The organism is uncultured Mucilaginibacter sp., from assembly GCF_913773635.1.
Lineage (GTDB): Bacteria > Bacteroidota > Bacteroidia > Sphingobacteriales > Sphingobacteriaceae > Mucilaginibacter.
Map to the genome: position 1 here is coordinate 189851 of NZ_CAJYGQ010000013.1, position 23077 is coordinate 212927.

The following is a 23077-nucleotide window of genomic DNA, read 5'->3' on the forward strand; positions in this document are numbered from 1 at the left end:
ATAATCAGTTTAGTCTAAAATTTATCGTACAGGTAAAGTTCCCAGTGCCCGCTGTACATCAACTTTGCTTGATAGCAGCTGGAACAACGCGTTGTAATAATTAAGTGAAGCTGTGCGTAAATCAGTTTGCGCAACAATAAGATCAAGGTAAGTTTTAATGCCCTCCCTGTACTGCAGGCTTACAATGTTATATACATCTTTTGCCAGGTCTACGTTTTGGCGCAAAGTGTTGTAGTTGGTATAGTTGCTTTTGTAGTTTGCGATAGCCTGGGTAAACTCGGTATTTATTGCGTTGCGTGTGTTTTCCAAATCAAGATCTGTACGCTTAACCTGCAGGCGTGCCTTGCTCAGGTTTTGCAAGCGTTTGGTTCCCTGAAATATGGGGATAGCAATATTTAATCCTACAAGAGAAGTAGGGAAAGCGTCTTTATACAATCCGGATAAACTGCTGTTAAAATACAGCAAGTTGTATGAGCCTACTGCCGACAACGAAGGAAGGAAACCATATTTATAATAGCTTACCCGCACGTTGTTTAAATTTTTTTGTGTTTCGAGCAAGCTGTACTCAATACGGTTATTTACGTTGAGCACCTGGTTGGTATCAATCAGCGTTTCTCGTTCAAGGCGTACCGAATCATAAGTAACGGTAAGCGGCCTTTGAGGAGTATATCCCATTAGCTGCTTTAAATAAGCGGTACGACTATTTACTGATTCCTGTAATTGCTTGCGCGTTGCTAAAGAGTTGTTTAAACCAATGGTAGCTTGCTTAGCATCAATTTTGTCAACCACTCCAGCCTGGTAACGGGCATTGGCATCTTTTAAATTGCGCTGTAGGCGGGCAATATCCTGATTGATTATATCAAGCTGACGCTGCGATAGCAATAAATCATAAAATGCTTTACTTACGTTTGATACCACATCAATTTTAGCGCTAATGGTATTTTGCTTGTAGTATTGCCTTGAAAATTTTGAAGCTTTTGATGCCTGCAACACATCATTATTGTAAATAACCTGACTGGCTGACACGCCAAGGTTTGATACATTATTGGCAATAGCTAATTGCTGACCGCCTACTGCTCCGCCACCTGCGCCTACACCTGTACCGTTGCCGGTACCTCCTGTTCCGCCGGTACCACCAGTGCCTGTTCCGGCTCCAGTACCACCTGCGCTGGTTCCTGCACCTGTAGATGCAGCGAACGCGTTAAAGCGTTGTAAATAATGTTGAAAGCTACCTGTTGAATTCACCTGAGGCAGCCAATCAGCCAAACTGATGCGAATATCTTTTTCATTAATTTCTTCATCAATGTTAGCTTGCCTAACTGCGGGCTGGTTACGTAACGCAAAATCAATACACTGCTCTAAGGTTAGCTTGCTCGCAAGCGTATCTCTTGCTGTTTGCGCCAGTATAAGAGATGGCGCCGCCAATAAAATTGTGATTAATAAAAGCCGATAAAAATTTTTCATAGAATAATGGCACCGTGCTTGTGCAGAACATACAACACGGGCATAAGTTTTATATTAGAGACTAATTAGAGGAGCGGCAATATTGCACAATAATTAAAGGAAAAAGGTAACCCTAATTGAAATTTTACATTAATGAAGCATTAAGACATTGTATCGTTTCAAAAATGTAATTTTTTAAAACAATTTTGAAAAGCGTAATACGGATATCTAAAATTTTTGATTACTTTGCCAGATAGATAGCATGGGTTAATGCATACTATTAATATTGCCCTAACCCATATCATTAAAAAAATTTACATATCAAGTATAAGTTTTAAGCTTTTTGATTGGTATTTTTACAAAAAATTTAAGCAGGGTTAATAAATGCGTAAAAGACTACATGAGAAGATAGCTCAGTTTACAGACGTAAAAGATGTGAGGGATAAGGGTGTTTACCCATTTTTTAGACCTATTTCATCTGGCCAGGATACTGAGGTGATAATTGATGGGCAACGTGTGCTTATGTTTGGTTCCAATTCATATTTGGGCTTAACCAACCATCCTAAAATAAAAGAAGCATCTAAAAAAGCCGTTGATAAATACGGAACAGGTTGCGCCGGATCAAGATTTCTGAACGGTACACTTGATATTCACATCGAGCTTGAAAACCGTTTGGCTGCCTACGTAGGTAAAGAAGCTGCAGTGCTTTTTAGTACTGGTTTTCAGGTTAATCTTGGCGTATTGTCATGCATCACCGGCCGTAACGACTATTTAATACTTGACGAATACGATCACGCCTCTATTATTGACGGTAGCCGCCTTTCGTTTTCACGTGTAATTAAATATGCACACAATGACATGCAGGACTTACAGCGTAAATTGGCCCTGCTGCCCGAAGAAGCTGTTAAAGTAATTGCTGTTGACGGTATCTTCAGCATGGAAGGTGACATTGTTAAGTTACCCGAAGTTGCAGTATTAGCTGAGCAATACGGTGCCAACATTTTTGTTGACGACGCACATAGTCTTGGTGTTATTGGTGTAAATGGTGCTGGTACAGCATCACACTTTAACATGAATGATGATGTTGACCTTATTATGGGTACATTCAGTAAGTCATTTGCATCATTAGGCGGTTTTATAGCTGCCGATCATGAAACAGTTGATTATTTAAAACACCGTGCACGATCATTAATGTTTAGCGCAAGTATGCCACCGGCATCAGTAGCAAGCGTTATTGCCGCATTGGATATTATTGAGGCCGAACCTGAGCGTATTGAAAAATTGTGGGATAATACTAATTATGCCATGAAACTTCTTACTGAAGAAGGTTTTGACTTAGGCCCTACTGAAAGCCCTATTCTTCCTATTTACATTCGTGATAATGATAAAACCTTTGCGGTTACCAAATTATTGCAAGACAATGGCGTGTTTGTAAATCCGGTGGTATCTCCTGCTGTACCTTCTGATTCATCATTACTCCGTTTCTCGTTAATGGCTACCCACACGTTTGCTCAGATAGACGAAGCCGTTGATAAAATATCGCGTGTATTTAAAGAAGTAGGCGTTACTACAGTAAAAGAAAAAATATGACAAATATTGTCGCAGTAAGCTCCAAAAAGGAGCTTGCTGCTTTTATAGACTTTCCGCACGACCTGTATGCAAACGATCCGAACTATGTTCCGGAGTTGTTTATAGCCCAGCGCGACCTGCTAACCACTCACCCCTTTCATGAACACAACGAGCTTCAATGCTTTTTGGCCTATGAAGGTAAAAAGGTGGTTGGACGTATAGCCGCCATCTTAAATAACAGCCACAATGAATTTAATAAAGCCAATGATGGCTTTTTTGGTTTTTTTGACTGTATAAATGATGAAAAAGTAGCCACGCTACTTTTTGACACGGCTGAACAATGGTTGCGTAACAAAAAGGTAAGCACCATTATTGGTCCGGTGAATTTTTCTACTAATGAAACTTGCGGATTGCTTATACAGGGTTTTGATTCGCCGCCACTGGTGATGATGACCTACAACGCAGCTTACTATGCTGAGCTGATTGAAAAAGCCGGATTGCAAAAAAAGGTAGATCTACTGGCTTTCAAATTCGGCAAGGAAGGATATGATGACAAATCATTCCAGCTCTTAGATCGCATACAGGAGCGTCTTAAACGCAACGATATCACCATACGCAGCGTAAACATGAAGAACTTCAAAGAAGAATCTTTAGCGATACGCGATGTGTATAATGCTGCATGGGATAAAAACCTAGGCTTCGTACCTATGACTGACAAGGAATGGGACTATCTTGCAAAAGACCTGAAAATGCTTTTAGATCCGGATTTTTTGATTGTGGCTGAGCAAAAAGGTAAAATTATTGGTTTTGGCCTCGCCCTACCTGATTTAAATCAAATTTTGCGCAAGGTAAAACGTGGTCGTTTATTGCCAACTGGTATCTTCAAAATCTTGTTAGGTAAAAAGAAAATAAGAGGCATTCGTATTATTACGCTTGGCGTGGTTGACGGCTATCGAAAAATGGGCATTGAGGCCTGTTTATATGGCACTATCATAAAAGAATATCGCCGTAAAGGTTTAGATTATGCCGAAGCCTCATGGACCCTTGAAAGCAATGATTTAATCAACAACGCTATTTTGGCTATAAAAGGTGACCCTTACAAAAAATACCGCATCTACGAAAAAGCTATATGAAAGAACGTGTACTGATTACCGGTGCAAGTGGCTTTGTAGGTTATCATTTAGTTGAAGCAGCTTTAAAAGCTAACCTTGATGTATATGCAGCGGTACGTAAAAGCAGTAAAGTAGATCATTTAAAAGAGTTTGATATACAATACGCTTATACAAACTTTAATGATATTGAAGCTTTAAGTAAAGAGATTGCAGAAAATCAATATGATTACATCATTCACGCCGCAGGTGTAACTAAAGCAAATTCTGCAGCCGAGTATGATGCAGTTAATACCGGCTACGCGGTAAACCTTGCTAAGGCAGCTGTTAAAAGCAACCGTATTAAAAAGTTTGTTTTTGTTAGCAGCTTAGCCGCAGTAGGACCTTTAAATACAACTGAAGGTTGCCTTACTGAAAACAGCGTGCAAGCGCCGGTTACCGCTTACGGTAACAGCAAAAAACGTGCTGAAGAAGCGTTTAAGCAGATTGAAGGTTTAAATTACGTTATATTAAGACCAACTGCTGTATATGGCCCGCGTGATAAGGACATATTGATAGTACTTAAACAATTTGCAGGTGGCTTTGAACCGTACATAGGCCGTATAGACCAATACTTAAGCTTTATATATGTTAAGGATTTGGCCCAGGCATGTGTTTTGGGATTGACGCATGGACATAACAGCGCTTATTTGCTTTCTGACGGAAAACGTTATAACCGTTATGAATTAGCAAATATTACAAAACGCTTACTTAGCGTTAAAACATTTAAAATACATTTGCCGGTGTCTGTAATATGGGTTGTGGCTGGTATTGCCGAAGGCATAAGCCGCATTACAAAAAAAGCATCAGCCTTAAATGTAGAAAAGCTTAATGAGCTGACTGCAGTAAGCTGGATTTGTAGCATTGATAAAGCACAGCAGGAATTGAATTTTGCACCGCAGTATGATCTTGAGCGGGGATTAGCCGAAACGCTTTCCTGGTATAAAGAAAATAAGTGGTTATAATATAAAATCCCTTATCGTTTCGATAAGGGATATAATTTTACTTAATTACGAAATCGATTAAGTAAATAAATTTTGACTTTTGCTTGCAATTGTCATACTTACAATAAGTATAAACAGCTACGGCTTTTTATTATATTAAATACAATAGAAAAAAAAGATGGAAAACAACGTTAAACCTGCAAATGGCAAGCTAGGTATACTGATTCCGGGATTAGGTGCAGTAGCTACTACGCTTATTGCCGGTGTTGAAGCAGTAAACAAAGGCTTATCTAAACCAATTGGCGCCCTTACACAAATGGGTAACATCCGCCTTGGTAAAAGAACTGAAAATCGCTATCCGAAAATTAAAGAATTTGTTCCGCTGGCCAACCTTACAGACATTGTTTGGGGTGGTTGGGACGTATACTCAGATAACGTTTACGAAGCTGCTGTTAATGCTGAGGTATTAGAAAGAAGCTTACTTGACTCGGTTAAAGCTGAGTTAGAGTCGGTTAAACCCATGACTGCTGCTTTTGATAAAAACTATGCTAAAAACTTAGACGGTACTCATGTAAAAACAGGTACTCGTTTAGATATGGCCAATGAGCTAATGGAAGATATTAAAAACTTTCAGGAGCAAAATGGCTTGGATCGCGTAGTTGTTTTATGGTGTGGTTCTACCGAGGTTTACTTTGAAGAGTCACAAGTACACCAAAGCATTGTTGCATTTGAGCAAGGTTTAGCTAATGATGATAAACTGATTGCACCAAGCATGCTTTACGCGTACGCGGCATTAAAATTAGGCATCCCATTTGTTAACGGCGCTCCTAACTTAACTGTTGATATCCCTGCTTTGGTTGAGTTAGCAAAATACACTGAAACTCCGATTGCCGGTAAAGACTTTAAAACAGGTCAAACTTTAATGAAAACTATAGTTGCGCCTGGTTTAGCAGCACGTGCTTTAGGCGTTAACGGTTGGTTCTCTACCAATATTTTAGGTAACCGCGATGGTTATGTATTAGACGATCCCGATAACTTCAAAACTAAAGAAGTATCTAAACTGAGCGTTCTTGAAGAAATTTTCAAGCCGGAGATTAACCAAGATTTGTATGGCGATATGTATCACAAAGTACGTATCAACTACTATCCTCCTCACGGCGATGCAAAAGAAAGCTGGGATAATATTGACATTTTTGGTTGGTTAGGCTACAAAATGCAAATTAAAATCAACTTCCTTTGCCGCGACTCAATTTTGGCAGCACCTGTTGCGCTTGACTTAGCTTTATTTAGCGATTTGGCTAAACGTGCAGGTATGAGTGGTGTTCAAGAGTGGCTGTCATTCTATCTTAAATCGCCGCAAACTGCACCGGGCTTAGCTCCTGAGCATGATATATTTAAACAGTTAACCAAGTTGCAAAACACCCTGCGCCACATGATGGGCGAAGACTTAATTACACATTTAGGTCTTGATTATTATCAGGATGTAGTTGACGCTATGTAAAATTCCCTAAACCTTATCACACCCTAAGGCTGCCTTAAAAGGGCAGCCTTTTTTATTGTATCAATATTAGCTTATGAATTTTTAGTTGGTTTCAACGCTATCCAATTATTCTATTGAATTGATTTCAATATTTGAACTGCTCATATTAAGCTGTTTTTTTCAAACATGAAACGGTTTAATAAAATCGGACGCAAAAAACCAATGCCATAAAAAAAAGCCGCCTTTAGAAGGCTGCTCTCCACTGTACATTTCAATAGTTAAACCTTTTTGAAAACTGCAACAGCGTTATGCCCACCGAAACCAAAGGTATTACTCATGGCTACGTTTACCGTTTTCTCGATAGCCGAACCGGTAACGATATGTAAATCCTGCGGCAATTGCGGGTCTAATTCTGTTGTATTTACTGTTGGTGGCACCACATTATCAGTTACTGCTTTAACTGATATAATGGCCTCAATAGCACCTGCTGCACCCAATAGGTGCCCGGTCATTGACTTAGTTGCACTTACAGATAAACGTGCATTGTTATTGCCAAATGCTGCGTGAATCGCTTTCGCTTCGCTTATATCACCCACCGGTGTTGATGTAGCATGAGCATTCATATAATCTACATCGGCATGGTTAAGGCTGGCGTCCATTACAGCTAATTCCATTGCTTTGATAGCACCCTTACCCTCAGGATGAGTTGCTGTTATATGGTAGGCGTCACCCGTCATGGCAGCCCCGCTAATTTCAGCATAGATAGTTGCGCCACGCTGTACGGCGTGTTCATATTCTTCGAGCACTAAAACACCAGCCCCCTCGCCCATTACAAAGCCATCGCGTTCCACATCAAACGGCCTTGATGCTGCCTGAGGGTCAGTATTACGCGTTGATAAGGCTTTGAGTGCATTGTAGCCACCTATTGAGGCTTCAGTTATAGGCGCATCAGCTCCACCCGTAACAATTATTTTGGCTTTACCCCAGCGTATATAGTTAAGTGCATCCATAATAGCTGTATTGGCGCTTGCGCAAGCCGTTACGGTAGTAAAGTTAATTCCCATAAAGCCATACTTAATGGATATTAAGCCAGCAGCCATATTCACCAGCGTTTTAGGTATAAAAAATGGATTAAAATGCGGCTCGTGGTTAGTAGCAACGTACTCGCGCACCTGCTGCTCAAAAGTTTCCATGCCACCCTGGGCCGAACCAAATATTACACCCACATCATAAGGTGACATTGCCGATACATCAAAACCCGAATCTTCGATAGCCTGTTTAGCTGCTATTAAAGCATATTGTGTATATAAATCGTTACGCTTAACTTCATTACGATCTAAAAATTGCAATGCGCTAAAATCATGGGGCAACTGCGCTGCAAACTGCGTTTTAAATTTGGCTGCATCAAAACGGGTAATTGCTTTTGCTCCGCTACGGCCGTTTTTAATATTATCCCAAAAGGTTGCTACATCGGTACCCAGGGCCGATACAACACCCATTCCGGTTATTACTACTCTTTTCATTCTATGCTAAATTACACCGATGCTTGTAAGATTACACCGATGCTTGTAAACTTATTATGTTGACTTTGTAAATGCTTTCTAACTTTTCTAAAACATTGTGAATCAATCATGTAATCATTGTAACCACAAGTCAAAAAATCACTTTAACAATACTTTGGTTGCGCCGTAGCCAAACTTCTCTTTACGGGCATCTAGAAACGTTTGTACTTTTTGATGCTTGCTCAATTGTTTGTGCAATTCATGCCGCAGTATGCCGTTGCCGGCACCATGTATAAAAGTAATGTCAGGCAATTGGTGAACTATTGCTGCATCAAGCGCTTTCTTAAACTGCTCGAGCTGGATGCGCAAAATATCATGACTGCTTATAAACTGGTAATCATCCCTAAGCTTTTCTATATGCAAATCTACCTCCGATTGAGGCTTTTCAACTTCCTGTTTTTCTGCCGCAGGCTTAAAAAAGCTCTCCTTTAACTTTTGTGCATCTATCACCATCTCCGGCTCGTCAAGTCTCATAAGCCAGCCCTGCTGGTTAAGTAGCGGAACCGGCTTCTTACTTCCAGAAAAGTCTTTAGCTTTAAACTTTTCGTTGAAAATAAGCGGTTGTTGTGGTTCCATATCTTGCCTTGTAAAAAATAACGCCTGCAAGTTAAACTTTGGCCAAAGTTGTATATCAGCCAGTTGCGCAGAGTACACCGGCACGGCTGTTCCTGGATCAATTATGCCCAGGTACTCGCCTTTAAACTGCTTGCCTTCTGTTGTAAGCGTAACCAATAATTGATAAGATGTATCATTAATAAGGTTGAAATGCACAACAGATGCGGCTTTAATATCACTAACAACACCTAAATATATACCGTGCTTTTTAAATTCAGTAGCAGGCACTACAGCTTCGGCCCCTGCATCTGTACCGGCAGACTGTCCTTTTGCTACGTGCCCATGCACAGTGGTTACCTTACTGGCCAATACAGGTATTTCAAAATCGTCTTCCCCGGTAACGCCAATCATCTGATCATCAAAAATGCGGGTTACGTATCCCTCCATCTTCTCATCCACAAAGCGTACAAAATCACCCAACTTGTATTTCATATTCAAAAAATTAGCGGCGCAAAGTTAACTATTAAACCTAATTATAGTCACACCTAACATCACATTCATATTAGCATAAAAATTATTTAACATTATACAAAAACACTTATTTTTGCAAACCCATATTAGTTTAGTAATAAATTGAACCGGAATACAAGTATATCTTTTAAGCAAAATTGGAAAGCTACGTGGAACTGCACTTCGCAGCGTTCGCTCATGATCATCGGGTCTGTACTGGTCGCGCTCGTTCTTTCGGGGATGCCCATGTTTTTTCAACACATTGAACAACGCCCCGGCGTACAGCTACATGATTTTGTATTAGCACGCGTACCCAGCCATGACGTATCATTATATATATTTTTAATTGAATGGGGAATGGGGCTGTTAACACTAGTAAGAGCCATTAAAACCCCGGCTATTTACGTGCGTTATGTGTGGCTTTATGTTGCAATTAGCCTTACCCGGTTAATTACTATTACCCTTGTTCCACTTGCAGCACCGGCCAATTTAGTTGAATTAGTTGACCCTGTTACAGGTATATTTTACGGGCATGCGGTAATTACCAAAGATCTTTTCTATTCGGGTCATACATCAACACTGGTGGCTATGTATTTTTGCCTTCCCCGCAAAAGTGATCGTAAATTAGTGGTTGTTGCTACAATAGCTATGGCCTGCCTGTTGCTGGTACAACATGTTCATTATACCATCGATATATTAGCTGCACCTGTATTTGTGTTTTTGCTTAACCGTATTATGCAGTCAACTTTATTTTCTAACGTAAGGATAGATCAGGAAGTAGTAGAGTGCTAAGAAGCATATCAATACCGTATTAGCCGTCTTAATTATTGCCCGCTTGTGCGTTTAAGGGTAGTTTGATATTCCTCGCCCTGATAGCTAATTTTAAGATTGATTGAATCGGCAAAGGTATGACCTGTAAATACTGCTTTTGAACCATTTAAGTCGACTTTGAAGTTGATCTGATCTCGCTCTACCTTACCGTCTTCTATGGCGTTTGCACCAAGCGGAGTTTCTGTGGTTCCAGTAAGCTTTTCACCATCGGTTTTGAAATTAAAGGACATGGGTATCAGGCTGCCATTGTAATCAACAAAACCTGTCCATTTGCCGTTAATATCAGCTACAATAATCCAGAATAGTATACCGCAAATTGCCAGTACAAGCGAATTGATAATCTTGGTATTCATAGGTGAAAAATTGGTAGGGAATTAAAGGTAAGTTTAATAATATCAAATACATAACTTTATTTTCATTAATATCACATACCTGAGTAAATGATTATGTGAGCTGATGTTTAAAGGTGTTTAAAAAAAGAAAAATTGCATCGCTCCCTAACTGATTACTAAATTTGGCAAATGCCTCGTAAATATGTTTTAGTAACAGTTGCCGCTTTAACTATGTTAATGCAGTATTGCCAAAATAAACCTAAAGAGCAAACAACACAACGATATGAGCCTGCCCCTGCCGATACTACCATTGTATACAACGAGTTAAGCAGCAAAGTACTGGGCCGCTTATTAGCGGCTGATACCAACCGCATCAAAAAGCGCTTTACCGTACCGGTTAAAATAAGCGTAGAAGAAAAAAAGGAAAATGGAACCGAGCCCTATTACTTTTATACGTTTAACAGCCCCGGCAATAAGATAACCCTGTTTTATAAGCCATCTGAAGGATTTTACATTGAAAATGGCCTAATCACAAAAGCAGGTATAACGCTTAACAAAGATGTTGTAATAGGAATGGATAAGCCTGCGTTTTTACAACTACTTGAACTTAAAGTATCGAAGTTTAACCTCTTTTACATTGTGAACGACGACTCTACGGTGCAGTGCAGCTACTATTTTAAAAACAACTTATTGAGTTCGGTTAAGCTTACTCAAACCATTGAATAAACTTAAACCTTATAAAAATCTTTAAACCAGGCAACGAAACGGTCAATTCCATCCTGTATGTTAGTTTGAGGTTGGTAGTTAAACTCCGTTTCCAAGTCGCTCATATCAGCATCTGTACTCAGCACGTCTCCTGCTTGCATGGGCAAAAAGTTAATCAGTGCCTTTTTACCTATCGAGTTCTCTAAAGCCTCTATAAATTTCATCAGCTTAACCGGCTGCGAGTTACCAATGTTGTATAAACGGTATGGAGCGCTTGAGGTTGCAGGGTCGGGCTGCCCGCTGTTCCATGCAGGATTTGACTGTGCGGGCTTATCCAGTACCCGGATAATACCTTCTACAATATCATCCACGTAGGTAAAATCACGCTGCATATCGCCGTTATTGTAAACATCAATCGGATCGCCTTTAATAATGGCATCAGCAAATTTAAAGTAAGCCATATCGGGCCTGCCCCATGGGCCATAAACGGTGAAGAAGCGTAGTCCGGTGGTGGGTATCTGGTATAAATGGCTATAACTGTGAGCCATCATTTCGTTACTTTTTTTGCTGGCCGCATATAGGCTAACCGGGTGCGCCGCGCCGTCGTGTACAGAAAATGGTGTATTACTATTCAAACCATAAACGCTTGAGCTACTGGCATAAACCAGGTGCTTAACTTTAATAGTACGACAACCTTCCAATATATTTAAGAAACCTGAGAGGTTGCTCAACGCATAATCATGAGGATTGGTAATGGAATAGCGTACACCGGCCTGTGCCGCTAAATGGCAAACCACATCAAAATTATACGCAGCAAACAGGTTTTCCATTTGTGCCCTGTCAGATATATCTAACTTTATAAAGCTATAGTTACTATAAACAGTGCTGTTAACGGGCTGATTATCTGTCAGCCCGTTTGTATCAATACCCGATGCCTGTAACCTGCCATGCTTTAACTCGGTATCGTAATAAGTATTAATGTTATCTACGCCAATAACTTCAAAACCCAACTTTGCCAGTCTTTGAGCTACGTAAAAACCAATAAAACCAGCGGTACCGGTAACTAAAATTTTCATATATGTTAAAACACTGTTACCCTTACAATAACAAGGCTGCAAAAGTAATTAATTTACGCAATTAGCTGCCGTACGCAGTAACATAGATTTGTAAACGTTAAACAAGGTGCAAGCAATATAAGAAGAAGAATATTTGTCGATTTAAACTCCCTTTTCTAGTGCCTTAAACGAATTAACCCTCATGCCAAACTCATTTGCTAACGCAATTATTTTCAATAAATAATCAATATAATTAGCAAAAAGTATATACACTGCTACTGTTCGTCAGTACCTTAGCTTTTGTGTAACAAACCAATTACCATATGGATAATTTTTTGGCTGCCCGTTCGCAAATGGCCCTTTCGCTGGGGTTTCATATTATATATGCCTGCATTGGTATGGTGATGCCCTTTTTTATGGCCGTAGCGCACTATCGCTGGCTAAAAACAAAAGACATCGCCCATAAAAATATTGCCAAAGCCTGGAGCAAAGGCGTAGCTATATTTTTTGCTACAGGTGCCGTTTCGGGCACAATGCTATCATTTGAATTGGGGCTTTTATGGCCAAACTTTATGAAGCACGCCGGGCCAATATTTGGTATGCCATTCTCTTTAGAAGGTACGGCGTTTTTTATAGAAGCTATAGCCCTCGGCTTCTTTTTATACGGCTGGGAGCGCCTCAACCCCTACTTTCACTGGTTTACAGGTGTTGTGGTGGGCGTTAGCGGACTGGCATCGGGCATATTGGTAGTTGCTGCTAACTCATGGATGAATAGTCCGGCAGGGTTTGATTATGTAAATGGCCAGTACCTTAACATCGACCCTATGAAAGCCATGTTTAACGAGGCCTGGTTATCGGAAGCCCTGCACATGACCATTGCCGCCTTCGCTTCCACAGGTTTTGCCGTGGCGGGCGTACATGCCCTCATGATTGTTCGTAAGCAAAACGTACATTTTCATCAGCAGGCTTTTAAGATTGCCGCTGGTTTTGCCGCTGTTGCGGCACTCTTACAGCCGTTGGCCGGTGATATTGCCGCCAAAAGCGTAGCCAAACGGCAACCCGCCAAACTGGCCGCCATGGAAGCTTACTTTCATACTAAACCCTACTCGCCACTTGTTTTGGGCGGAATACCGAACGAGAAAACAAAAGAGGTGAATTACGGACTGGAGATACCCGGCCTTCTCAGCTTTTTAGTTTATGATGATTTTAAAACACCGGTAAAAGGACTTGACCAAATACCGATTGAAAATCAGCCGCCCGTGGCCATAACGCACTACTCGTTTCAGGTTATGGTGGGTTTAGGTATGTTCATGATGCTTATTTCGATATTGTATTTAATTGCTATTTGGTTTAAAAAGCATTGGATTTACAGCAACTGGTTGCTTAAACTGTTCATCATAGCTGTACCTACAGGCTTTATTGCTGTTGAGGCCGGATGGATGGTGACTGAAATAGGGCGGCAACCTTGGATAATTCAGGGCGTAATGCGCACTGCAGACGCCGTTACTCCTATGCCTGGCATAGCATGGTCGTTTTACTTATTTACAGGTATCTACATATCATTAAGCATAGTAGTGGTATTTTTACTTTACAGGCAAATATTAATGGTTCCAAAGCTTTATGACAAACCACAGGATGATTTAACCTTAAGCCAGGCATAATTATGGAATACATTATCATTGGCTTTTTATGGCTGTCAATACTTCTTTACCTTGTTTTGGGAGGTGCTGATTTTGGCGCAGGTATCATAGAGCTTTTTACTTCAAAACGGCATCGCTATCGCACACGCAGTACTGCCTACCATGCCATTGGCCCTATTTGGGAGGCTAACCACATGTGGCTTATTATTGCTGTGGTTATACTGTTTGTTGGTTTCCCGGTTATTTACAGTACCATGTCGGTTTACCTGCATATTCCGTTGGTGGCTATGTTGTTGGGCATTACAGCGCGAGGTACAGCATTTGTTTTTAGAAATTATGATGCGGTAATTGATAACATGCAACGCGTTTACAACCGCATCTTTTTGCTTTCGAGCTTTATAACGCCACTGTTTTTAGGGATGATTGCAGGCGGCGTTATAGCAGGAAAAATCAACCTCGAAACGAACGATTTTTTATCAGCTTATGTTTGGCCCTGGTTTAACTGGTTTTCATTAACCATTGGGCTATTTACCGTTGCCTTATGCGGCTTCCTTGCATCAGTATATCTTATTGGCGAAGCCCCGCCTGGCGATGACAGGAACAGCTTTATACGCAAAGCCAAGCAATGGAATGTTATTGCTGTGTTTTGCGGCGCATTGGTATTCATAGCGTCAATTGTTGAAAGTGTACCACTCATGCAATGGATATTCGGCAATCCGGTTGGGGCAACAGCCGTAATTGCTGCATCAATTTCGCTGTTGGCATTATGGCTGTTAATAAGCAAAGGCAAAACTGTAGTTCCGCGTATTTTGGCAGGCTTTCAGGCAAGTATGATTTTGTTGGCGGTTAGCTATGCTCACTTCCCCAATTTTGTGATATTAAGTAACGGGCAACACCTCTCGCTATTTGAACATCAGGCACCGGCAGCTACAATGACAGCCTTAGCGTGGGCGCTTATTATTGGCAGTTTATTTATACTGCCGTCGTTGTTTTATTTGTATTACAGCTTTCAGAAAGACAGGCATAAGGGTAGTTTTGTTGAGCATTAAAACGTTTGAAATGCAGCTAGCCAAGAAATTACTGTCCCCGTACAAATTGCAACTAACTGTTGTAACCAGACAAGATGACATTCGACTATCCCGTCATGCCGAATTTATTTGAGCATCTCGCCAGGATAATTAAATGCACGAGTAGCTTATTCGACAGCGATGCATGTGGGGTACTAAAACAAAAAATGTCATCCTGCAAATAGGATGACATTGTCTTTTTATATTTTCATTTCCCTTTTCAGAGAATCAGGACCTTATAGTTCTAACACCTTTGTAGTGCGCTCTCTTGTCTCATTAGCCAGCTGTGCATTTTTAGCCATAGACTGACCGTATGACGGTATCATCCCTTTTAATTTTGCTTGCCACTCGGCCGATTGTGCCTTGCCTTTAAAGCAACGCTCAATCAACTGCACCATAATTGAAACAGAGGTTGACGCACCCGGCGACGCACCTAGTAAGGCGGCAATGCTGCCATCGGCTGCTGCTACCACTTCGGTACCGAATTCAAGAACGCCACCACGCTTAGGGTCTTTTTTGATGACTTGAACACGTTGTCCGGCAATGTCCAACTGCCAGTCTTCGGCTTTGGCGTTAGGGAAGTAATCCTTTAATGCTGCCAGGCGATCATCAGCCGATTGCGTTACCTGACTAATAAGGTACTTAGTTAACGGAATATTGTCAATACCGGCTTTCATCATCGGGAAGATGTTACCGGCATTAATAGATGTAAACAAATCAGTTAATGAGCCATTTTTTAAAAAACGGGTTGAAAAGCCTGCGTAAGGGCCAAATAGCAAAGCTTTCTTGCCATTAATCATACGGGTATCCAAATGCGGAACCGACATTGGCGGCGAACCTACCGATGCCTTGCCGTATACTTTAGCCTGATGGCGTTCAATAACATCGGGGTTATTACAAACCAGCCATTGTCCGCTCACCGGGAACCCTCCAAAACCACGGCTTTCAGGTATATCAGATTTTTGAAGCAAATGTAAAGCGCCGCCACCGGCACCAACAAATACAAACTTGGCTTTCAATTTTACTTTGTTGCCGCTGGCTGTGTCTTTAACACGCACGCGCCATGATCCGTCTTTGTCGCGCTTTAAGTCACGTACCTCGTGCTTCAGGTGAAGGTTTACCCCTGGCTGTTGCTTAAGATAGTTGAACAGACTATTGGTTAATGCGCCGAAATTAACGTCGGTACCCAGGTCCATGCGGTTGGCAGATACTTTTTCATCAGCATTGCGTCCTTCCATTACTAAAGGCATCCAGTTTTGCAGTTGAGCAGCATCTTCTGAGTAAGCCATATCGGCAAAAAAGTGATGCTTCACTAATGCCTCGTAACGCTTGCGCAGGTAGGTCACATTCTCTTCGCCCCAAACAAAACTCATATGCGGCACGGCCGATATGAATGACTTAGGTGAATCAATAATCTTATTCTCAATTAAAAACGACCAAAACTCCTTTGAAACCTCAAACTGCTCGGCAATTTTAATAGCCTTTGATATATCAACCGTACCATCGCCAAGTTGCGGTGTATAATTGAGCTCGCAAAAGGCAGAGTGGCCGGTACCTGCATTGTTCATAGCATCCGAACTTTCGGCAGCCATCACATCCAGGCGTTCAAATATCTCAATTGTAAGATCGGGTTGAAGCTGTTTTAACATGAGGCCTAAAGTGGCGCTCATAATTCCGGCTCCAATCAGCACAACATCAGTTACGGGTTTCTGGGTATATTCGGTGTTAGTCATTTTTGATTTTCGAACGGTACAAATGCGTGCGCAATTTACAATGTACGTGATAAAAACGGCGTGATATTACGATTTTTAATCATAAAATTTACAATTAATATGATATTCAACAACGTTTTGATGTGCATATCAAACCAAACCACCTCATTGTAAAATCCTATAAAGAAAGTATTCTTTTACCTTTTTGTTTTCAAAAGCACGAGGTATCTGATTAACAGACAATAAGCAATTTTTAAACAATTTAGCCTGGTACATTAAGCCATCTATTGATCAGTTATCCAGCAACAATGACAGCTTCTTCACTTCACAACTATGCATTGTAGCTTATAAGCCAACAATAACAACGCCCAGCTGTAACTTTTAATACAATAATTTATTCAAAAATCAATTTACTTATGAAAGGCACTATCATTTTTATACACGGCATGTTTCAGAACGCTAAATGCTGGAAAAACTGGGTTGAACATTTTACCGCTAAAGGGTACAATTGCATAGCAGAATCATGGCCGCTGCACGAAGGCGAACCTGCCGAGCTTAGGGCGAACGTGCCAACCGGCTTAGGCGAGTTACGTTTAGCAACAATTACTGACAAATATCGCCGGCTTGCCGCCGCGCAAACTGAAAAGCCAATAATTATTGGCCATTCTGTAGGTGGAATTATTACCCAAATACTTGTTAATGAGGGTGTAGCTAAACTTGGAGTGCCGATAAGCTCAGTGGCACCCAATGCCATGATTTCATTTGACTGGGGCTTTGTAAAAAACAGCGCGCTTATAACAAACCCGCTCAAAGGCGATGATGCATTTATAATGGATGCGGAGAGCTTTCATGGCTCATTTGCCAATACCATGAGCGAAGAGGCTGCTAAGCAGGCTTGGCAAGACACAGCTACCAATGACAGCCGAAATGTACTACGCGATTGTTTAGGTGAAGATGGTAAAGTTGACCTTGATTTACCGCACGTACCAATGCTGTTTATTGCCGGTGAAAAAGATCAGATTATCCCTTACGAGCTATGCGAAAAAAACGCAAAAGCCTATACAGATGAAATTAGTTTTACCGACCATAAAACGTTTGCAAACCGCAGTCATTTCATTTGCAACGAACCTGGTTGGGAAGAGGTTTTACAAACCGTATCAAGCTGGATTGACGAAAAAGAAAATGCTCCGGTTTATAACGCAAAGCCAATTGACATCGAATCTTAACTAATTCTTAATATTTGTGCAATTAAGCCTCACACCCAGCGTTATAAACCGGGTGATGAGGCTTTTTTACTTATCAGCGACTTTATAAATATAAATTTTTAGCAAATCTTAATTTTATTTACCTTTATTATCTTTACAAACACAAATTAAGTTACCACATTAAGTATGAAGAAAAAAAGTTTTAGATGGTCTGATGAGAGCGAACCGCACAAACACAGGACAAAGACCATTATTAAAGAACATCCGGAATTGCGCACCCTTATAGGTCGTAATCCGTATACTTTTTTAGTTATATCACTTTGTGTTGGGGTACAAATTGCCGCTGCTTATTTTCTTAAAGATGCAGCATGGTACTGGATTGCACTGGCTGCTTATTGTATAGGTGCCTTTGCCTGCCATACGTTGTTTGTGTGCATTCATGAATGTGCCCACAACTTAATTTTTAAAAACAAGACTGCTAATACCTGGGCAGGCATCTTTGCCAATTTGCCTACATTGCTGCCAAGCTCTGTGTCGTTCCAAAAATATCATTTAAAGCATCACTCATTTCAGGGCGTTGAAGCTTTAGATGCTGATATGCCTTTTCGCTGGGAGGCTAAACTTATTAATAACTCAACTTTTGGTAAAGCCATATGGTTGTTGTTCTACCCTATTTTCCAGGCTTTACGTCCGTTCCGCTTAAAAGAAATTAACTTGGTTGACGGCTGGACAGCAGTTAATTGGTTAATACAAATTGCCTTCACCGGTGCGGTAGTTTACTTTTTAGGCTGGAAAGCTGTATTGTACCTTGTTTTAAGCTTCTTCTTCTCGGTTGGATTACACCCGCTGGGAGCGCGTTGGGTTCAGGAGCATTTCTTAACTCACGGTGAGCAAGAAACAAAAAGCTATTATGGCAGGCTGAACGGACCAAACCTTAATGTTGGCTTTCATAACGAGCACCATGATTTTCCTTCAATTCCATGGAACAACCTTCCAAAAGTTAAGGCAATTGCAGGCAAGCATTACGAGGATTTAGGTTATCATACATCTTACACCCGCTTACTGTTCGAATTTTTATTTGACCGCGAACTGTCCGTATTTTCACGTACAGCCCGTACTAACCGTGGCAAAATAGCGGCTCCTAAAGCTAAAACACTTGATGCTACCGAACCTGAGGTAAGTGTAGCTTAAGCTTAAACGTCATAGAAAAAGAAAGGGGATGCTTACCGCATCCCCTTTCTTTTTCTATGATAAATTATCAGCAATTACCATCAGCATCGCAACTTGCATCCTCGTCGCTATTGTTGGTGTGATTGGGCTGTTGATATTCGGCATATGCGCTTATCAGCGTGTTTAAAAAAACCTCAGTTGCCTGTGCTCCTGATACAGCATAGCGGTCATTCACTACGAAAAACGGCACTCCTCTTATGCCAAGCTGAGCCGCTTCGTCTATATCAATGCTAACGTCGTGCTTGTAATCATCACTATTAAGCATAGCTTTTACCTCTTCGCTGTCAATACCAATAGCTTCACCCATAGATGCGAGTGTATCGTCATCATCAATGTTTTTGCCATTAGTAAAATAGGCATTAAATAGCTGCTCTTCGGCTGCATCGCCCTTATTGTATTTTTTTGCCAGGTGAGTAAAACGATGTGCATTAAAGCTGTTAGCTACCACTGCATCATCGAAGTTATAACTTAAGCCAACCTGGTCGGCCATTTCGGTTACCTGCTGGCCAACTTGTTTTGCGTAATCTATTGTCCAGCCTTTGGCATCGGCAAGGTACTGGTGTATACTGATATTGGGATTGGTTTCAAGAGCTGGATTAAGCTGAAAGCTCTTCCATTCAACTTCCACATCGTCTTTAAATTCAAAAGCGTTTAAAGCTTGCTCAAACCGCCGTTTGCCAATGTAGCAGAACGGACACATCACATCCGACCATATTTTTATTTTCATAGCAATAACAATAAAGCCAAATGTAGCAAGCATTATAAATGCTTAGCTGCAATACCAGCAGGTATTACGATTGAATGACAGCTTAGTTACTTTTTAGGAACGGCATAATGGAATATAGGCTGCTTCATACCTTCACTTACGGTATAATAGCTGCGGCCGTTTGCGGCAAAGCCTATGGCTTCACCCAAACGTTCCTGCTCATAGGCAGGCTGTTGTGGCTTGCGCTGCAGTGTTTGCCATATGGGTTCGTTGCCCTGCCTGCTCCAATAATAAATACGGCTGTAACTTTTTAAAACTACCTGTTTAGCGTCTTTTGATATGTCGCCGCTAACAATCCATTTAAAAGGCTGCAAACCTCTAAAGTGCAGGTCAGCACGTTTGGTTAAGGTCACCGTATCATTATTATTAAACAGTAAAGGTGCGGTATACACGCTTACTGATTTATGACGCTTGGTAACTATGTAAAGTAGTTTTTCCAGCGGATCGATCATCAGCGTTTCGGAATCATGAGGCCCATCTGGGTATCTTAACGTTAAATTGGCATGCTTAACTCGCACCGTGCTGTCGGCCTTTGCATAAAGGTCAGGCTCTTCGGTACGGTAGATATTTATACTTGGGTAGTTTTCGCCATTATCGCCTATATCACCAATGTAAACATAACTTTTTGTTGAATCAGGTCCAGGCCCAACAGCAATATCTTCACAATCACGCACACCATAACCGGGTGCGCCATCGGCCGAATATTTATATACTCCTTTTAGCGCTCCATCGGGGCTTATAGCAAAGAAGCGCCCTTCATCACCGCTATCATTATGAATATAAAATAAGTTCTGATGTTTTGATGATGCGGCTATGCCCGACGTTTCATTGTTAAGCTCACTTTTTAATTTACCGGCCACATAGTTTTTGTCGTCTCTTTTATTTTGCGCATAGGCTGCCAGTTCGAGCGCTAAAATTAGCACCGGCCACAAAAACTGCCATTTACGCGGACGTGTCATCATTTAAATCAAAACGCAAATTTAAGCGAAAAGTTATAATTAAAATAACAGAAGCTCCATATCGTTAATAATGTATCAATCATAACGATGCAAACATTCAAATTTGCAAAAATTAGAATTGTTTAAGAATGCATTAAGCAATAAGAACTCCTTTTACTTTAGTTTGTTATACTATTGTATTTGCCTTTTAAACAAACCATATAACATTAGTACTATGGAAACGCCCGTAAAACATTATAAGTTCATTAATAGCCGAACAGACAACGTAATTTTCTACTACTCGTTAGATGCCGGCTTGAGTGATGAGCAGCGCAAAGAAAAACTGGAAGCTGTAAAAGCTGACGTAGCAAGCAAAAACGGCGTTTTTTTAAACACCGTGTATTGGGAAGAAATTAAAGAAGACGAAGATTAAAATAATCGCACATTTTTAGTGGTTGATTTGCTATTTATATGGTGCAACATTATTTTGCACCATGTTTAGTTCAGCGGGCAGTTCCCAAAGAAAACACAACGTACTTTTTATTATTACCGGCCTTACGGTAACATTATTCCTGCTGTTTATAGCAGGCTGCTACCCTGATTTTGTTGACGTGTATTACACTAATGGCTTTTACCAAGGTATAAGCCTTGTATTGCACTTCGTATTTGGTTGGTTGCCAATAAGCATCGGCGACCTTATATATATTTTTTTAATTGCCGCATTAATCTACTCTATAGTCAGCTTCATAAAATCTCTAGTTGGAAAAAAACACTCGGCAATAAAGATTAACATATTAAGATTTATTATAGGCTTACAAACGTTTGCTGTAATCTTTTACTTGTTTTGGGGGTTGAATTATTCGCGCCCGCCCGCTGCTCAAATCTTAAATTTAACAGATAGTGTTTATACCCTAACGGAGCTTAAAGCTGTAACTGCTTTAATGATAGATAGCACGAATGCAACAAGGGCAAGGCTTACGGCAAAAGATTTATCGGTCAGCAATACGCAGATTTATAATCAGGCGATCAATGCAATAAAAGGACTTGCTTACACCAACAATAATTTCAAAAGCCATTACCCATCAGTTAAACCAGCATTGTTTACACCACTTATAAATTACTTCAGTACTGCAGGGTATTTCAATCCACTTACCGGCGAAGCGCAGGTTAACTACAGCATGCCAAAAACAAGCCGCCCGTTTACCTCATGCCATGAGCTGGCACACCAAATTGGTTTTGCACGCGAGGATGAAGCTAATTTTGTGGGGTTTTTAGCGGCAAAACAGTCATCTGACGTATTGCTGAAATATTCGGGTTACTATATGGCTATGCAGGAGTTTATGCGTAACATTTACAGGCGAGACAGTATAGGGTTTAAACAATTGAAACTCCGGTTATCTACCGGTGTTAAGCGAGATCTTAAAGCCGATAACCAGTATTGGGAAAAATACGAATCAAAGCTTAACGCAATCAGTGGCTTGTTTTACGATAGCTTCCTCAAGCTGAACAACCAGCCTGAAGGCATACGTACATACAACCGCATGATTATTTTAACGATGGCGTATTTTAAGAGAGAAGCCGCGCTGCATAAGATAAATATCAAGCAGGAAATAACAGATTAACTGTTTTTCACCAAAATGCTCTCCACAACAAAGGCAATATCCTCGAACTTATCTGTTGTGCGTTCAAGTGCACCTAGAATTTCGCTATGCTTGATGAGTTGAATTGAGTCGGTTTCATGAGCATTTAGCTGAGCAAAACCCCTGTCGTATACATCATCTGCATCGTGTTCCAGCTGCTTAATACGGGTACATAATGTGGTAATGGCTTCACGATCTGATAAGTTCCGAAGCGCCTTTAAACATAATTGAGCCTGTTGTGCAGCTTCATTAATAATACCGCATAATTCAAGCATAGGCGGTGTTATGCTGCTTAACGAATATAAGTTAATACGCCTTGCCGATGAGTCTACATAATCAGATGCAGCACTTATAGCCGATGCCAGGTCATATATATCTGTACGTTCAAAAGGTGATACCAACGCCTTACCGGCCGTATAATACACCTGACGCTTAATTTCGGCAGAATGTGTTTTAAGACGGCTTATTTGAGCAAATTCAGTTTTTTGTTCCGGCTCCCATTTACCTTGTACTGCTTCATTTAGCAGCTTTGCCATGGTGGCACAGTTGGCAGCGGCGCTGTCAAACAAACCAAAAAACAATTGATCATTATCAGGAAGAAATTTACTTAATACGCTGCTCATAGTACATTATTGGCTATGCAATATACGCCAAACTTCAACAAAATTTAATATTTTTTTAAGTATACCACTTAATACTCGGCCAAGTGATTAACAAAATGTTAATATTAGATTACAAAATTGTT

General features: G+C 40.7%; 21 protein-coding genes. 12 read left to right on the forward strand and 9 right to left on the reverse strand.

Going from position 1 to position 23077, the window contains the following annotated elements; all coding sequences use genetic code 11:
- Positions 1-21: 21 nt before the first annotated feature.
- The gene (locus tag QZ407_RS16380; protein ID WP_295773010.1) at positions 22-1425 is read right to left on the reverse strand and encodes a TolC family protein; all 1404 of its coding nucleotides are present in this window, start codon (positions 1423-1425) and stop codon (positions 22-24) included.
- Positions 1426-1827: 402 nt separating this feature from the next.
- Here QZ407_RS16380 and QZ407_RS16385 point away from each other — a divergent pair, with 402 nt between their 5' ends.
- From QZ407_RS16385 to QZ407_RS16400, 4 genes are all read left to right on the forward strand, one after another.
- Positions 1828-3033, forward strand: a complete 1206-nt coding sequence (locus QZ407_RS16385; RefSeq protein ID WP_157539482.1) for a pyridoxal phosphate-dependent aminotransferase family protein — start codon at positions 1828-1830, stop codon at positions 3031-3033.
- Positions 3030-4145, forward strand: coding sequence for a hypothetical protein (locus QZ407_RS16390; protein ID WP_295773012.1), 1116 nt, complete (start codon positions 3030-3032; stop codon positions 4143-4145). The genes QZ407_RS16385 and QZ407_RS16390 overlap by 4 nt, the downstream gene beginning before the upstream one ends.
- Positions 4142-5125 carry an NAD(P)-dependent oxidoreductase gene (locus tag QZ407_RS16395; RefSeq protein ID WP_295773015.1) on the forward strand — a complete coding sequence of 328 codons (984 nt, stop codon included), beginning with the start codon at positions 4142-4144 and terminating at the stop codon, positions 5123-5125. Before QZ407_RS16390 ends, QZ407_RS16395 begins: the two co-directional genes overlap by 4 nt.
- A 157-nt stretch (positions 5126-5282) precedes the next feature.
- Positions 5283-6605 carry an inositol-3-phosphate synthase gene (locus tag QZ407_RS16400; protein ID WP_295773018.1) on the forward strand — a complete coding sequence of 441 codons (1323 nt, stop codon included), beginning with the start codon at positions 5283-5285 and terminating at the stop codon, positions 6603-6605.
- Between the two features lie 257 nt (positions 6606-6862).
- Here the strand turns inward: QZ407_RS16400 and fabF are convergent, their stop codons facing one another.
- On the reverse strand, positions 6863-8107 hold the full coding sequence (gene fabF / locus QZ407_RS16405) for a beta-ketoacyl-ACP synthase II (RefSeq protein ID WP_295773020.1): 1245 nt from the start codon (positions 8105-8107) through the stop codon (positions 6863-6865).
- Between the two features lie 138 nt (positions 8108-8245).
- Complete coding sequence (locus tag QZ407_RS16410; protein WP_295773022.1) at positions 8246-9193, reverse strand: Smr/MutS family protein; 948 nt, start codon at positions 9191-9193, stop codon at positions 8246-8248.
- Positions 9194-9334: 141 nt separating this feature from the next.
- On the opposite strand from QZ407_RS16410, the gene QZ407_RS16415 reads away from it, so the two are divergent.
- On the forward strand, positions 9335-10003 hold the full coding sequence (locus QZ407_RS16415; protein WP_295773025.1) for a phosphatase PAP2-related protein: 669 nt from the start codon (positions 9335-9337) through the stop codon (positions 10001-10003).
- A 32-nt stretch (positions 10004-10035) separates the two neighbouring features.
- Here the strand turns inward: QZ407_RS16415 and QZ407_RS16420 are convergent, their stop codons facing one another.
- On the reverse strand, positions 10036-10395 hold the full coding sequence (locus tag QZ407_RS16420) for a hypothetical protein (protein ID WP_295773027.1): 360 nt from the start codon (positions 10393-10395) through the stop codon (positions 10036-10038).
- 168 nt (positions 10396-10563) lie between these two features.
- Between QZ407_RS16420 and QZ407_RS16425 the strand changes: the two genes are divergently transcribed.
- Positions 10564-11100 carry a hypothetical protein gene (locus QZ407_RS16425; RefSeq protein WP_295773028.1) on the forward strand — a complete coding sequence of 179 codons (537 nt, stop codon included), beginning with the start codon at positions 10564-10566 and terminating at the stop codon, positions 11098-11100.
- 2 nt (positions 11101-11102) lie between these two features.
- Here QZ407_RS16425 and QZ407_RS16430 read toward each other — a convergent pair whose 3' ends face one another.
- Entirely contained in the window at positions 11103-12155 is a 1053-nt protein-coding gene (locus QZ407_RS16430; protein ID WP_295773030.1) for an NAD-dependent epimerase, read from the reverse strand.
- 302 nt (positions 12156-12457) lie between these two features.
- Between QZ407_RS16430 and QZ407_RS16435 the strand changes: the two genes are divergently transcribed.
- Complete coding sequence (locus QZ407_RS16435; RefSeq protein WP_295773034.1) at positions 12458-13795, forward strand: cytochrome ubiquinol oxidase subunit I; 1338 nt, start codon at positions 12458-12460, stop codon at positions 13793-13795.
- Between the two features lie 2 nt (positions 13796-13797).
- Positions 13798-14823: a cytochrome d ubiquinol oxidase subunit II gene (locus QZ407_RS16440; protein ID WP_295773036.1), complete on the forward strand. Its 1026-nt coding sequence runs from the start codon at positions 13798-13800 to the stop codon at positions 14821-14823.
- A 254-nt stretch (positions 14824-15077) separates the two neighbouring features.
- Here QZ407_RS16440 and QZ407_RS16445 read toward each other — a convergent pair whose 3' ends face one another.
- Positions 15078-16598, reverse strand: a complete 1521-nt coding sequence (locus tag QZ407_RS16445; protein WP_295773578.1) for a malate:quinone oxidoreductase — start codon at positions 16596-16598, stop codon at positions 15078-15080.
- A gap of 371 nt (positions 16599-16969) precedes the next feature.
- Between QZ407_RS16445 and QZ407_RS16450 the strand changes: the two genes are divergently transcribed.
- Both QZ407_RS16450 and QZ407_RS16455 read left to right on the forward strand, forming a co-directional pair.
- Positions 16970-17779 carry an alpha/beta hydrolase gene (locus QZ407_RS16450; RefSeq protein WP_295773038.1) on the forward strand — a complete coding sequence of 270 codons (810 nt, stop codon included), beginning with the start codon at positions 16970-16972 and terminating at the stop codon, positions 17777-17779.
- Positions 17780-17944: 165 nt separating this feature from the next.
- Positions 17945-18949 (forward strand): fatty acid desaturase, encoded by a 1005-nt coding sequence (locus QZ407_RS16455; RefSeq protein ID WP_295773040.1) that lies wholly within the window; start codon positions 17945-17947, stop codon positions 18947-18949.
- 67 nt (positions 18950-19016) lie between these two features.
- On the opposite strand, the gene QZ407_RS16460 is transcribed toward QZ407_RS16455, so the two are convergent.
- Both QZ407_RS16460 and QZ407_RS16465 read right to left on the reverse strand, forming a co-directional pair.
- Positions 19017-19715, reverse strand: a complete 699-nt coding sequence (locus QZ407_RS16460) for a DsbA family oxidoreductase (protein WP_295773043.1) — start codon at positions 19713-19715, stop codon at positions 19017-19019.
- 86 nt (positions 19716-19801) lie between these two features.
- A complete protein-coding gene (locus QZ407_RS16465; protein ID WP_295773045.1) occupies positions 19802-20716 on the reverse strand; it encodes a hypothetical protein in 915 nt (304 codons plus the stop codon).
- 211 nt (positions 20717-20927) lie between these two features.
- Between QZ407_RS16465 and QZ407_RS16470 the strand changes: the two genes are divergently transcribed.
- A complete protein-coding gene (locus QZ407_RS16470) occupies positions 20928-21125 on the forward strand; it encodes a hypothetical protein (RefSeq protein ID WP_295773048.1) in 198 nt (65 codons plus the stop codon).
- Positions 21126-21186: 61 nt separating this feature from the next.
- Entirely contained in the window at positions 21187-22314 is a 1128-nt protein-coding gene (locus QZ407_RS16475; RefSeq protein ID WP_295773051.1) for a DUF3810 domain-containing protein, read from the forward strand.
- Here the strand turns inward: QZ407_RS16475 and QZ407_RS16480 are convergent.
- The gene (locus QZ407_RS16480; protein WP_157539501.1) at positions 22311-22955 is read right to left on the reverse strand and encodes a DUF47 family protein; all 645 of its coding nucleotides are present in this window, start codon (positions 22953-22955) and stop codon (positions 22311-22313) included. The genes QZ407_RS16475 and QZ407_RS16480 overlap by 4 nt on opposite strands.
- Positions 22956-23077: the final 122 nt, after the last annotated feature.